We start from the raw sequence: 12,797 nt of genomic DNA, 5'->3' as shown, positions 1-12,797 counted from the left end.
GGAGGCTGGGGGCGGATGACTTGCAGGTTGCGCGCATCCTTGCACCACCCCAGGGGGTCGTCCAGTAAGTGCACACTTAGTGGTACTTGCCCTGATATGGGCAAACCGTGGTCATCAGCACCCCCCACCGTCTGACACCATGGAGTCATGGGGCCCTCGAAGAACACCGAAAGCCGCAAAGAAGGGCATCTTCAGCTGCCCCCGGGGCAGCGGCTCCAGCGCGGATGGCCGGTGACGCACTACGGCCCGGTCCCCAAGTTCAAGCCGGACCGGTGGGAGTTCCGTGTCTTCGGCGCGACCGCCGGAGGGGACAAGCACTGCTGGACGCATGACGAATTCTCCGCACTGCCGTACACGACGGTGGTGGCGGACCTGCACTGCGTGACGAAGTACAGCATGCTCGGCGCGGAGTGGGGTGGGGTTTCGGCCCGTACGATCCTCGAACTCGCCCCGCCCTCCCCCGAGGTCACGCACGTGATGGTGTGGGCGGAGTACGGCTTCAGCTCCAACCTGCGGCTGGCCGACTTCACGGCCGAGAAGACCATGTTCGCCACCCACAAGGACGGCGAGCTCCTCACGGCCGAGCACGGCTTCCCGGTCCGGCTCGTCGTGCCGCACCTGTACGCCTGGAAGGGCCCCAAATGGGTCCGCGGCGTGGAGTACATGACCGCCGACCGGCGGGGCTTCTGGGAAGAGCGCGGCTACCACAACATCGGCGACCCCTGGAGCGAGCAGCGCTACTCCTACCAGGAGAAGCCGGGCGAGGGCCCGGAGCTGTAGCCTCCGCGCGGCCCGGCCCGGGCCGCGGTCAGCCGTCCCGCAGCGCCTTCAGCAGGGCCACGTCCGCGGCGTGCCCCTCCGGGCCGCCGGGCGTCTCGATGGTCAGCGGCACGCCCTCCGTCGCCGGGTGCCGGAACAGCTCCGCGAAGGGCGCCGCGCCGATGTGGCCGGAACCGATGTTCTCGTGCCGGTCCTTGTGGGCGCCGACGACGTCCTTGGAGTCGTTGGCGTGCAGCAGGCCCAGCCGCCCCTCGCCCACCGTGCACACCAGCTCGTCGAGCGTCTGCTTCATTCCGCCGGGCCCGGCCAGGTCGTGCCCGGCCGCGAACAGGTGGCAGGTGTCCAGGCAGACGCCGAGCTTCGGGTGGTGCTCCAGCGCGTCGAAGTACGGCCCCAGGTCCTCCGCCAGCGAGCACAGCGAGGCCCCCTGACCGGCCGTCGGCTCCAGCAGCAGCCGCGGGTCGTCGTCGTGGGTGAGCTCCTCCAGCAGCGGAAGCAGCCGCTCGTGCACCTGGGCCAGCGCCTCGTGGCGCGGCCGGCCGCCGGTCGCCGAACCGGTGTGCACGACGACGCCGCGGGCACCGATCTCCCGCCCCCGGCGCAGCGAGTGCCGCAGCGACTCCACCGACCGCTCGACGGTGGCCCCGGTGTGCGACCCGAAGTTGATCAGATAGGGGGCGTGCACGAAGACGGGGAGCGCCTCCTGCGCACAGGCGGCGCGGAACTCCTCGTCCTGCCGTGCGGTACCGGCCGGGGTCGCCCAGCCGCGCGGGTTGGCGACGAAGACCTGGACCGTCTCGGCGCCCATCCGCCGGGCGTAGGGCAGGCCGACCCGGGCGAGCCCGCCCGCCACGGGGATGTGGCCGCCGACGGGATTGCGGGCCCGGCCGGTCAGGGGATCGTGCGTGCTCATGGTGGTCACAGTCCGCTCTTGAGCCGGATGACGATGGTCTCGCCCTTGGCGGCCTGCTCGCCGCCGCGCACGGACTGGCTCTCCACGGAGTCCTTGGCGAAGAGGAACGGCCGGTCGACCTTCACCTGGAAGCCGGCGGCGGCCAGGGTCCGCTTGGCGTCGGCCTCGCTCCTGTTGGTGACGTCCGGGACGATCACCATCTCCTTGCCCTTGGAGACGGTCACGGTGACGGTGTCGCCCTCGGCCGCCCGGGCGCCCCTGGCGGGCGACTGCTCGGCGACCGTGCCCTTGTCCCGGGGCGAGAAGACCTCGGTGTCCGCGACCTTGACCTGCAGTCCGGCCCCGCGCAGCGCGTTGGTGGCGTCCGCGACGGACAGGCCCGTGACGTCCGGCACGTTCAGCGGCTTGCCCTTGCTGACGACGAGCGCCACCGTCGAGCCGGGGCGCAGCTGCGTGCCCGGCCCGGGCTCGGTGGAGAGCACCGAGTCCTTCGCGGTCTCGCCGCTGAACTGGCGGCCGACGTCACCGACGGCCAGGCCCTGTTCCTCGATCTTGCGCTTGGCGTCGTCGAAGGGCATCCCCGCGACGTTGGGCACCTCGGACCGCTGGGGGCCGCGCGAGATCGTGATCGTCACCTTGCCGGTGTTGCGGATGCGCTCGCCCGGCTTGGGGTCGGTCGAGATGACGTGGCCGCGCTCGACGGTGTCGCTGAACGCCTGCCGGGTCCGCACCCCGAGGCCGGCCTTGTCCAGCTCGCCGCTCGCCTTGGCCTCGGTCATGTCCAGGACGGCCGGCACCGAGGTGAACTGGCCGGAATTGATGTACCAGACGCCCGTGCCCGCCAGTACGGCCAGCAGGGCGCCGGCCGCTGCGAGGACCCAGCGGCGCGGCAGCGGCCAGCCGCGGCGCCGCGGGTGCACCGGGGGGTGGCCGCCCGGCGGCGGCACCGGCGGTGCGGGCGGCTGCTCCAGGCGCGTGGTGCGGTGGAGCAGCTCGTCCTCCGCCGGGGGCAGGGGCTGCGCGGGGACCGGGCGCGGGATCACGCTCGTACGGTCCTCGGAGCCGGCCCCGCCGGCCGGGGCCGTGGGCGCCGCCTGGGGCGGCACCGCGTCCAGCTGCTCGGCCGACAGGGCCGCGCGCACGTCCCGCACCTCGCCCAGCAGGGCGACGGCGTCGGCCGGGCGCAGCCGCGGATCGCGGGCGGTGGCGGCGGCCACCAGGGCGTCCAGCCCGGGCGCGAGACCCGGAACGGACGCCGACGGCGCCGGCACGTCCTCGTGGAGGTGCTGGTAGAGGATCTGCGCGGGGGTGCCGCCGGTGTGCGGCTTGGCGCCGGTGAGCATCTCGTAGAGGACGACGCCGCAGGCGTAGACGTCGGCGCGCGGATCGGCCGTGCCGTGCTCGATCTGCTCGGGGGCCAGGTAGGAGACGGTGCCCAGGACGGAACCGGTGCTGGTCGTGGTGTGGGTGTCCACCGCCCGCACCAGCCCGAAGTCGGCGACCTTGACCCGGCCGTCGTCGCCGATCAGGACGTTCTCCGGCTTCATGTCGCGGTGGACCAGCCCCGCCAGGTGCGCGGCGCCCAGCGCGGCCAGGACCGGCTCGACGACGTCGAGCGCCGCCCGCGGCCGCAGCGCCCCGCGCTCGCGCAGGACGTCGCGCAGCGTGCACCCGGCGACGTACTCCATCGCCAGGTAGACGTACTGGCCGTCGGTGCCCTGGTCGAAGACGCTCACCACGTTGGGATGGTCGAGCCGGGCCACGGACTTGGCCTCGCGGATGAAACGGTCCACGAACGCGCCGTCGGCGGCGAGCGAGGGGTGCATCACCTTCAGGGCCAGCACCCGGTCGAGCCGGGTGTCCATGGCGCGGTAGACCGTGGCCATGCCGCCCACGGCCACCCGCGCCTCGACGCGGTAGCGGCCGTCGAGCAGGTGATCGACGAGGGGGTCCGGCAGGGTCGTATCCACGGCATAGGAGTTTACGAGCCATGACCGGCGGCCCGTACGCGGTGCGCCTCGCTCACCCTTTCTGCAGCCGAACAGTGACAGGAACGGCCGGCCCGGGCGGCGGCCGGGCCGGCCGGACCCGTCAGAAAGCCGGACGTTCCGGGTCCAGCACCGCCCTGCCCTCCACCGGCGAGGACGCCTCGGCGAAGTGCCGGCGGGGGATCCGTCCCGCCCGGTGGGCCAGCCGGCCCGCCTCCACCGCGTGCCGCATGGCCTCCGCCATCATCACCGGCTCCTGGGCGCGCGTGACCGCCGACGCCAGCATCACCGCCGCGCAGCCCAGCTCCATGGCCAGCGCGGCGTCCGAGGCGGTGCCCGCGCCCGCGTCCAGGATCACCGGGACGCCCGCGCGCTCGGTGATCAGCTGGAAGTTGTGCGGGTTGCGGATGCCGAGACCGGAGCCGATCGGAGCGCCCAGCGGCATGATCGCCGCACAGCCGACGTCCTCCAGCTTGCGGGCCAGGACCGGGTCGTCGTTGGTGTACGGCAGCACCGTGAAGCCGTCGTCCACCAGGATCTCGGCCGCGTCCAGCAGCTCGATGGGGTCGGGCAGCAGGGTGCGCTCGTCGGCGATCACCTCCAGCTTGACCCAGTCCGTGCCGAGCGCCTCGCGGGCCAGCCGGGCGGTGAGCACGGCCTCGCCCGCCGTGAAGCAGCCGGCCGTGTTCGGCAGCACCCGGATGCCGTGCCGGTCCAGGACGGAGAGCACCGAGCCCCGCACGGTGGCGTCGAGGCGGCGCATGGCGACCGTGGTCAGCTCCGTGCCCGAGGCCAGCAGGGCCCGTTCGAGGACGTCGAGGCTGGGGGCGCCGCCCGTGCCCATGATCAGCCGGGAGGTGAAGGGCGTGTCGGCGATGGTGAGCAGATCGTCCGCCATGACCGGTCAGCCTCCCTGCACCGCGGTGAGGACCTCGACCCGGTCGCCGTCCCCGAGCGTGGTGACCTGCCACTGGCCGCGCGGCACGACCGCCTCGTTGACGGCCGCGGCGACGCCGCTGTGCGCACGGGTGAGCGTGGCGACGAGCCCGTCGAGGGTCGTCCCCGCGGGGACGGCGCGGTGCTCCCCGTTGACGCTGATGGTGTGGAGGGCGACTTCGCTGCCGGTCATGCGGACTGCTCCTGGAGTACGGGGGTGAAGCGGAGGGGGGAGAAGGGGCGGGCCTCGTCGGGCAGCCGGCCGGTGGCGAGCACCTCGGCCATCACGTCTCCGGTGACGGGGGTGAGCAGCACGCCGTTGCGGTGGTGCCCGGTGGCCGCCAGCAGGCCCGGCACCTCGGTCGGGCCCAGCAGCGGGGCGTTGTCGGGCGAGCCGGGGCGCAGCCCGGCGAGGGTCTCCACCAGCGGCAGCTCGGTGATGCCGGGCACCAGCTCGTGGGCGTCGCGCAGCAGCTCGTAGACCCCGCCCGCCGTCACCGTGGTGTCCCAGCCGAGCTCCTCGGTCGTCGCGCCGACCACCAGCTCGCCGTTCTCCCGCGGCACCAGGTACACCGGTCCGCCGCGCACGACCGCGCGCACGGTCCGCGACAGGAACGGCCGGTGCGAGCGCGGCACGCGCAGCCGCAGGATCTGGCCCTTGACCGGGCGGACCGGCGGCAGCACTTCCTCGGGCAGGCCCGCGAGGCGGCCGCTGAGGCTGCCCGCCGCCAGCACGGTCTGCCCGGCGACGACGCGGGTGCCGTCCGCGAGCTCCGCCCCCGCGGCCCGGCCCCGGGCGAGCACGGCCCGCGCCGCCTCCGAGCGGTGGAAGACCACCCCGGCGCGCTCACAGGCCGTCAGCAGGGCCCGGGCCAGCCGCCGGGGGTCGGTCTGGTGGTCGCCGTCCACCCGCAGCCCGCCGCGCACGCCCGGCGCCAGCATCGGCTCCAGGCGGCGGCACTCGCGCCCGGTCAGCCACTGCGCGTCCAGACCGGAGCGCTGCTGCAGGGCGTGCAGCTCCCGCAGGTGCGCCCGGTCGTCGGCGTCGAGGGCGACGGCCAGCGTGCCGCAGGCGCGGTAGCCGGTGTCCTGGCCGCTGGCCTCCTCCAGCTCCGCCGTGAACGCCGGGTAGCGCCGCGCCGAGGCCAGATTGAGGGCCAGCAGCGTCTGCTCGCCGTAATGCAGCTCGGTCACGGCGGCGAGCATCCCGGCCGCCACCTTGGCGGCCCCGCCGCCGGGCGCCGGGTCGGCGACGGCCGTGCGCAGGCCGCGCTGGGCGGCCCGCCAGGCCACGACCAGGCCGATGACGCCCCCGCCGATGACGAGGACGTCGCAAGTGTGCTGCGCAGGAGTGCGATGCGCGTGCATGGGCTTCCAGCCCCTCCCTTCGCCGGCATGACCCGGATCAGGTTCGTACGGTCGGAGGCCGTCCAGCCTCCCTCTCAGCCCGGTGCGTCCGGGCTCCCGCGAGTGCGTGCAACGGCCACCCTAGTACGCGCCGCGGACCGGCCGGAAGGGCGTCCGCACCGGGCGGGCGGCCGGGGCGACACCCGTGCGGCGGGCGTGACGCCCGCCAATGCAGTGACGCTGTGTCAGAGGTCTCGGCACGCGGTGCTCCGGCGGACGAGGCCCGCCGTCCTAGAGTTGACCGGGTGAGCGAGCAGACGAACACCTCCAGTGGCCGGCGCGTCGTCATCGTCGGTGCCGGCATGGCCGGGGTGCAGACCGCCGTCGCCCTGCGCGAGCAGGGCTGGGACGGCGCGATCTCCCTGCTGGGCGCCGAGCCCCACCAGCCCTACGACCGGCCGCCCCTGTCCAAGGCCGTGCTCCTCGGACGGGCGGAGGGATCCGCCTTCGAGGTGGACTTCGACTCGCTCGGCATCGACCTGCGGCTCGGCGTGGAGGCCACCGGGCTGCGCGCCGCCGAGCACGTCCTCGACACGCGGCAGGGCCCCGTACCGTACGACCTGCTGGTCATCGCCACCGGCGCCGAGCCCGTCGTCCTGCCCGGCAGCGAGGGCCTGCCCGGCGTCCACGTGCTGCGCACCGTGGACGACGCCGAGCGGCTGCGGCCGCTGCTGGCCGAGCAGCGCGACATCGTCGCCGTCGGCGCCGGCTGGATCGGCGCGGAGTTCGCGACCGCCGCCCGGGAGGCCGGCTGCCGCGTGACCGTCGTCGAGGCCGCCGACCGGCCGCTGGCGGGCGCCATGCCGGCCGAGGTCGCCACCCACATGGCGCAGTGGTACGCCCACAGCGGGGCGCAGCTGCTCACCGGCGCGCAGGTGGCCGCCGTGGAGCCCGGCGCGGTGCTCCTGGCCGACGGCACGCGCCTGCCCGCGGACGCGGTGGTCGTCGGCATCGGCGCCCGCCCGGCCACCGGCTGGCTGGCCGGCTCGGGCATCGAGCTCGCGCCGGACCGCTCCGTCGCCACCGACGACCGGCTGCGCACCTCCCTGCCCGACGTCTACGCGGTCGGCGACTGCTCCTCCTTCCCCTCGGCCCGCTACGGGGAGCGGCTGCTGGTGCACCACTGGGACAATGCCCTGCAGGGGCCGCGGACCGTCGCCGGGAACATCGTCCACGGCCCGGCCGAGGGGCCCGTCTACGACCCGGTGCCGTACTTCTGGTCCGAGCAGTTCGGGCGCTTCGTGCAGTACGCGGGCCACCACGCGGCCGCCGACGAGCTCCTGTGGCGCGGCGACCCCACCGGAGCGGCCTGGACGGTGTGCTGGCTGCGTTCGGGCGTCCTGGTGGCCCTGCTCGCCGTGGGGCGCCCCCGCGATCTGGCGCAGGGGCGCAAGCTCATCGAGAAGGGCGCCGCCATCGACCGGGCCAGGGCCGCGGACGCCTCCGTTCCGCTGAAGTCCGCGGCGCTCTGACCCGGCTCCGCGCGGCCGGTGGGGTGACGTCGGGCGGGGTTCTGGGCCCGGCTCGGGTCAACCCGGCTACCGGCCGTCAGTCCCGGATGGCAGGCTTGTCCCGTGACCGAGATTGACGCAAAGATCGATGCGCTCGTCCCCGCCTGGCTCAACCTCCCCGACATCGCCGAAAAGCTCGACGTGGAGGTGACGCGCGTCCGGCAGCTGATCAAGGAAGGCCAGCTGATCGCCGTGCGCCGTGGCGAGAACCGAGTGCTCATGGTGCCCGCCGACTTCATCGGCGAGGACAAGGTCGTCAAGGGCCTGGCCGGGACCTTGACGCTGCTGCGGGACGACGGCTTCAGCGACGAGGAAATGCTGGAGTGGCTCTTCACCCCCGACCCCACCCTGCCCGGCACCCCCGCGCAGGCGCTGCGCGAGAATCGCGGCACGGAGGTGAAGCGCCGCGCCCAGGCGCTCGCCGTCTGACCGAGAGCAAGTGAACCGTCCGGCGTACGGGCCGGGGCGGCCGGAAGGCCGCCCCGGCCCGTACGCCGCCGACTTTGGGGGAGACACCCGATGTCCGTCACCGCGCGCGAGCGGCTCGCCGACGCCCGGCTGTACCTGTGCACCGACGCGCGCAAGCGCCAGGGCGACCTGCCGGAGTTCCTCGACGCCGTCCTCGCCGCCGGCGTGGACGTCGTCCAGCTGCGCGACAAGGGCATGGAGGCGGGGGAGGAACTGGAGCACCTCGCCGTCTTCGCCGAGGCCGCCCGCCGCCACGGCAGGCTCCTGGCCGTCAACGACCGCGCGGACGTCGCGCACGCCGCCGGCTCCCACGTGCTGCACCTGGGCCAGGGCGACCTGCCGGTGCCCGCCGCCCGCGCCCTCCTCGGCGAGGACGTGCTGATCGGCCGCTCGACGCACGCCGAGGCGGAGGTCGACGCCGCCGTCGCCGAGCCCGGCGTGGACTACTTCTGCACCGGCCCCTGCTGGCCGACCCCCACCAAGCCCGGCCGGTACGCCCCCGGACTGTCCCTGGTGCGCTACGCGGCGTCGCTGGAGCCGGTACGGCCGTGGTTCGCCATCGGCGGGATCGACGCCGGCAATCTGGACGAGGTGCTGGAGGCCGGCGCGCGCCGCGTCGTGGTGGTCCGTGCCGTCACCGAGGCCGACGACCCGGGCGAGGCCGCGGCACAGCTCGCCCGGCGGGTCCGCGCGTACGCCGGGACCGGCAGCTAGGCCCGACGCCGGGGTCCGTGCATTGTTGCAGGACAGGCCCGTCGTCCGAGGGGTGAGACGGTATGTGAACAGCGGGTGGGCGAAAAGGGCATATCGCCGAAGTCGCTTGGGGGGTGCCTGCCCCGCTGGTTAACTTGCCGGTATGGCCCTTGGTACTGCCTCCACCAGGACGGACCACGCTCGCACCGTGCGTGACCTGCTGGCTTCCGGCGAGCGCTCGTACTCCTTCGAGTTCGCCGCCCCGCGGACGGAGAAGGGCGAGCGGACGCTGTGGAACGCCATCCGGCGCATCGAGGCGGTCGGGCCCACCTTCGTCTCCGTGACCTACGGCGCCGGCGGCTCCTCCCGTGAGGGCACCGTCCGGGCGACGGAGCGGATCGCGACCGACACCACCCTCACCCCCGTCGCCCACCTGACCGCGGTGAACCACTCCGTGGCCGAACTGCGCAACGTCATCGGCCAGTACGCCGACGTCGGCATCCGCAACATGCTCGCGCTGCGGGGCGACCCGCCCGGCGACCCGATGGGCGAGTGGGTGAGTCACCCGGACGGTGTGCGGTACGCCGCGGACCTGGTCCGGCTCATCAAGGAGTCGGGTGATTTCTGCGTGGGCGTCGCCGCGTTCCCCGAGATGCACCCCCGGTCCGCCGACTGGGAGACGGACATCGGGTACTTCGTCGACAAATGCCGGGCCGGTGCGGACTTCGCGATCACCCAGATGTTCTTCTACCCCGAGGACTACCTCCGGCTCCGCGATCGCGTAGCGGCAGCAGGGTGTGACACTCCGATCATTCCGGAAATCATGCCGGTCACCAATGTGCGACAAATTGAACGATTCGCACAGCTCAGCAACGCGGCGTTCCCCCCGGACCTGGCGGAGAGGATCCTCGCGGTGAAAGATGACACGGCCGCTGTACGCTCGATCGGAATCGAGTACGCGACGGATCTGTGTGCCCGGTTGATGGCCGAGGAGATTCCCGGGTTGCACTTCATTACCCTGAACCACTCCACGGCCACGTTGGAGATCTACGAGAATCTGGGACTGCACCAGCGGTCCTGACGGCCGGCCGGCGACGGCGGCCGTACGAGAGGGGCGCTAATGGGCTGGACGGTCCTCTACATCGCGTTCGGGGTCGTCGCGCTCTGGCTGCTCGGCGAGGTGCTGCTGCAGTACAAGGCGCGGTTGCGCTGGCGGCTCCTCGCGTTCGTCGGCTTCCTCGGGGTGGTCGCGGGCGTGGTCATCCCGTCCGTGGCCGTCATCGTCGTGGGCGCGATCGCCTTCGCGGTGGGCCAGACCTTCGTCACGCTCTCCTTCCGCCGGGGCTTCTCCCGCGGCTGGGCCCTGCGCCGCACCGAGGAGGACGAGCGCGCGGACGCCGCGAAGACGGACGCCCCGAAGGGCAGGGGCGCCGCGGCCGCGAAGGGAAGCGGCGCCACCGGCCGGGGCGACGCCACGTCACGGGCCGGGCGGCGCCGCAGGGGTGGCGACCGCCCCGCGGCCCCCGCACCGGCCGCCGCGGCCGACGTGACGCTCCCGGCCTCCGGGCCCGACGCGATCCCGGCCGTCCCCGCCGCGGACGCCGGCGTGGCCGACCTCATGCCCAACGTGCCCCAGCAGCCGACCGACGAGCACCCGCCGGCCACCGGCTACGACACCGCCGGCTACCCGGCGGGCGCGTACGGCGCGTACGGCGGCGGCGAGCAGACGGCCGGAACGGCGGGGGCACCCGCCCAGGGCGGCTACGCCGGCCAGTTCGACTACGGACAGGACCAGCAGCAGTACGCGTCCTACTCCGACCCGTACATCGGCAACCGCTCCCCGGCCTACGAGCAGTACGACGCCTACGGCCAGCAGCAGCCCTACCCCCAGCAGCAGTACGGGGGCGGGGGCTACACCGCGGGGACCTACGCGTCGCAGGGGTACGACATGGACACCCCGCCGGGCGGCGTGTGGGTGCCGCAGCAGCGGGACGCCAACAACCCCGTCGACCCCGCCCACCCCGTGAACCCGGCCGAGCAGCAGCCCTACCCGCCGCAGCAGCTGCCCGGCAACGGCTACGACGAACAGCGCTACCGCTACTGAGCCCGCGGCAGCGGCCGCCCCGCCACCGGCGACGGGGCGGCGCCGGGGCTCACTGGGAGCCGCGCCAGTCCGCGCCGTCCACGATCAGGCCGGCCACCAGCGCTCCCGACATCCCGGCGTGGGCCAGCCCCCCGCCGGGATGGGCGAAGCCGCCCACGCGGTAGAGGCCCGGCAGATCCGTGAGGTTGCCGGGACGCAGGAACGCCCCCGCACCGCCGGCCAGTACGGGCGCGGGCACCCCGCCCCCCTCGGCGCCGGTCGCCGCCTCCACATCGGCCGGAGTACGCACCTCCCGCCACAGCAGCCGCTCCCGCAGACCCGGTACCGCCGCCTCGGCCGCCTGCACCAGCCGGTCCGCGAACGCACCGGCCGTGCGCTCCTCGCCCCAGTCGACCCGGCCCTGCCGCGCCACGGTGGCCGTGAGCGTCACGGCCTCGTGCCCGTCGTCCGGGCGCGTGGCGGCGTCGTCCGGCCGCAGCACCGTCACCGTCGGCCCGTAGCCACCGGCCGGCCCCGTGCCGAAGACCGCGGCCAACTCGGCGGCGCGGTCGCCCGCGTGGACCACCGTGCGGTGCACGGTGCCCTCCGGCCGCGCCCCGCCGAGCGCCAGGAAGACGCTGAACCTGCCCGGCGGCACGGGCGCCGCCCCGGCAGCCGACGGCCCGGCCGCGCCCGGGGCGAGCGCCGCCAGCCGGCCGGGGGAGACCCCGGCGACCACCATGTCCGCCTCGGCCACGCTGCCGTCGGCCAGCCGCACCCCGGCCGCGCGCCCGTCCTTCTCCACCACGCCGACGACCCCGGCACCGAAGGAGAACTCCACGCGGCGCGCCACGCACCGCTCGTACAGCGCGTCCGCGAGGCCCCGCAGGCCCCCGCCGACGTACCAGCTGCCGAAGGTCTGCTCCATGTACGGCAGGACCGTCGCGCTCGCGGGGGCGCTGCGCGGGTCGAGGCCGTAGGCCAGGGCGTGGCTCTCCAGCAGGGCCATCAGGCGGGGGTCGCGCAACTCCCGTTCGGCGACCGATGCCAGCGTCACCGGCGCGTTCCGCCGGAACAGTCCGCGCCTGCGCACCGCCGGATACGGATCGCTACCCAGGGCCTCGGTGCGCTCGGCCCGCAGCGGCTCCTCCAGCAGCGGGCGGCGCGTGGCGTCCCACACCTCGCGCGCCCGGTTGACCAGCTCGCTCCACGTCTCGCCCGCGCCTGCGCCGAGGGCGTCGTCCAGCGCCGCGACGACGCCGGCGCGCGAGGCGTTGGGCAGGGAGAAGTCCGTTCCGTCGGCGAACAGATGCCGGCTCGCCGGCTCGACCTGGGAGAGCGTGAGGCTCTGCTCCAGCGACTCCTTGCCCGTCTTGACGAACAGGTCGCGGTAGACGGCGGGCAGATGCAGCAGCCCCGGCCCCGTGTCGAAGACGAAGCCGTCCCGCGCGAGCCGGCCGACGCCGCCGCCGTACGTCTCCGCGCGCTCGTACACCGCCACCCGGTGGCCCGCGACGGCCAGCCGTGCAGCGGCTGCCATCGCGCCCATCCCGGCGCCGATCACCGCAATCCGTGCCATGCGCCCGACTTTATCCGGCCCCGCCGACAACCCCTCGACCAGCGCCCCGGCCGCGACCGGCGCCGGCCCTCCGGGTACGCGGGCCCACGGCTGAGTACGCGTACTCAGGAGGCGAGATGAGTACGCGCGCGGATGGGGCGGCACCGGTCAGGAAGGGAGAGTGGTGGTCGCGGAAGGGACGCCGGCGCCGGCACCGCCGACACGGGGCGGCGGAACGGCACGGCGGCCCTGACGCGACCGGGGGGTACGGGGGCCCCGCGGGGCCCGGGGGAGATACGGGGGAACACGGGGGAGCGCCGTTCCGGTGCGGACCGAGGGGGATCGGTCCGCACCGGAACGGCGCCGCACGTGCAGCGGCTAGCTGTATTGACCCGCAGGGTTGTTGACGCGGGTGATGGGTGGCTCGCCCCTGAGCGCGGTGTGGCATCGGTGGTGGTTG

At 74.4% G+C, this 12,797-nt stretch carries 12 protein-coding genes and 1 riboswitch; of the genes, 6 read left to right on the top strand and 6 right to left on the bottom strand.

Annotation, left to right across the window (positions count from 1 at the left end):
* Positions 1-147: 147 nt before the first annotated feature.
* Positions 148-780 (top strand): sulfite oxidase-like oxidoreductase, encoded by a 633-nt coding sequence (locus IE182_RS22680; RefSeq protein ID WP_190111739.1) that lies wholly within the window; start codon positions 148-150, stop codon positions 778-780.
* Between the two features lie 28 nt (positions 781-808).
* Here the strand turns inward: IE182_RS22680 and IE182_RS22675 are convergent, their stop codons facing one another.
* The 5 genes from IE182_RS22675 to thiO all read right to left on the bottom strand — a co-directional run bounded on the left by IE182_RS22675 (position 809) and on the right by thiO (position 5,985).
* Entirely contained in the window at positions 809-1,693 is an 885-nt protein-coding gene (locus IE182_RS22675) for a deoxyribonuclease IV (RefSeq protein ID WP_190111738.1), read from the bottom strand.
* Positions 1,694-1,698: 5 nt separating this feature from the next.
* The gene (gene pknB / locus IE182_RS22670) at positions 1,699-3,663 is read right to left on the bottom strand and encodes a Stk1 family PASTA domain-containing Ser/Thr kinase (RefSeq protein ID WP_190111737.1); all 1,965 of its coding nucleotides are present in this window, start codon (positions 3,661-3,663) and stop codon (positions 1,699-1,701) included.
* 121 nt (positions 3,664-3,784) lie between these two features.
* Complete coding sequence (locus IE182_RS22665; RefSeq protein ID WP_190111736.1) at positions 3,785-4,579, bottom strand: thiazole synthase; 795 nt, start codon at positions 4,577-4,579, stop codon at positions 3,785-3,787.
* A 6-nt stretch (positions 4,580-4,585) separates the two neighbouring features.
* A complete protein-coding gene (gene thiS / locus IE182_RS22660) occupies positions 4,586-4,810 on the bottom strand; it encodes a sulfur carrier protein ThiS (protein ID WP_190111735.1) in 225 nt (74 codons plus the stop codon).
* On the bottom strand, positions 4,807-5,985 hold the full coding sequence (thiO, locus tag IE182_RS22655) for a glycine oxidase ThiO (protein ID WP_190111734.1): 1,179 nt from the start codon (positions 5,983-5,985) through the stop codon (positions 4,807-4,809). Before thiO ends, thiS begins: the two co-directional genes overlap by 4 nt.
* Positions 5,983-6,095: riboswitch (TPP riboswitch) on the bottom strand. It overlaps the preceding gene by 3 nt.
* A gap of 174 nt (positions 6,096-6,269) precedes the next feature.
* Between thiO and IE182_RS22650 the strand changes: the two genes are divergently transcribed.
* From IE182_RS22650 to IE182_RS22630, 5 genes are all read left to right on the top strand, one after another.
* Entirely contained in the window at positions 6,270-7,496 is a 1,227-nt protein-coding gene (locus IE182_RS22650) for an NAD(P)/FAD-dependent oxidoreductase (RefSeq protein WP_190111733.1), read from the top strand.
* A gap of 102 nt (positions 7,497-7,598) precedes the next feature.
* Positions 7,599-7,964, top strand: coding sequence for an Rv2175c family DNA-binding protein (locus IE182_RS22645; protein WP_190111732.1), 366 nt, complete (start codon positions 7,599-7,601; stop codon positions 7,962-7,964).
* A gap of 90 nt (positions 7,965-8,054) precedes the next feature.
* Positions 8,055-8,717, top strand: a complete 663-nt coding sequence (gene thiE, locus IE182_RS22640; RefSeq protein WP_190111731.1) for a thiamine phosphate synthase — start codon at positions 8,055-8,057, stop codon at positions 8,715-8,717.
* 142 nt (positions 8,718-8,859) lie between these two features.
* Positions 8,860-9,777: a methylenetetrahydrofolate reductase [NAD(P)H] gene (gene metF, locus IE182_RS22635; protein ID WP_190111730.1), complete on the top strand. Its 918-nt coding sequence runs from the start codon at positions 8,860-8,862 to the stop codon at positions 9,775-9,777.
* A 39-nt stretch (positions 9,778-9,816) separates the two neighbouring features.
* Entirely contained in the window at positions 9,817-10,800 is a 984-nt protein-coding gene (locus IE182_RS22630; protein ID WP_190111729.1) for a hypothetical protein, read from the top strand.
* Between the two features lie 49 nt (positions 10,801-10,849).
* On the opposite strand, the gene IE182_RS22625 is transcribed toward IE182_RS22630, so the two are convergent.
* A complete protein-coding gene (locus IE182_RS22625) occupies positions 10,850-12,358 on the bottom strand; it encodes a phytoene desaturase family protein (protein WP_190111728.1) in 1,509 nt (502 codons plus the stop codon).
* Between the last annotated feature and the right edge of the window lie 439 nt (positions 12,359-12,797).

Source organism: Streptomyces cinnamoneus (genome assembly GCF_014650495.1).
GTDB lineage: Bacteria > Actinomycetota > Actinomycetes > Streptomycetales > Streptomycetaceae > Streptomyces > Streptomyces cinnamoneus.
This window is presented reverse-complemented; position numbering and strand designations above follow the sequence as displayed.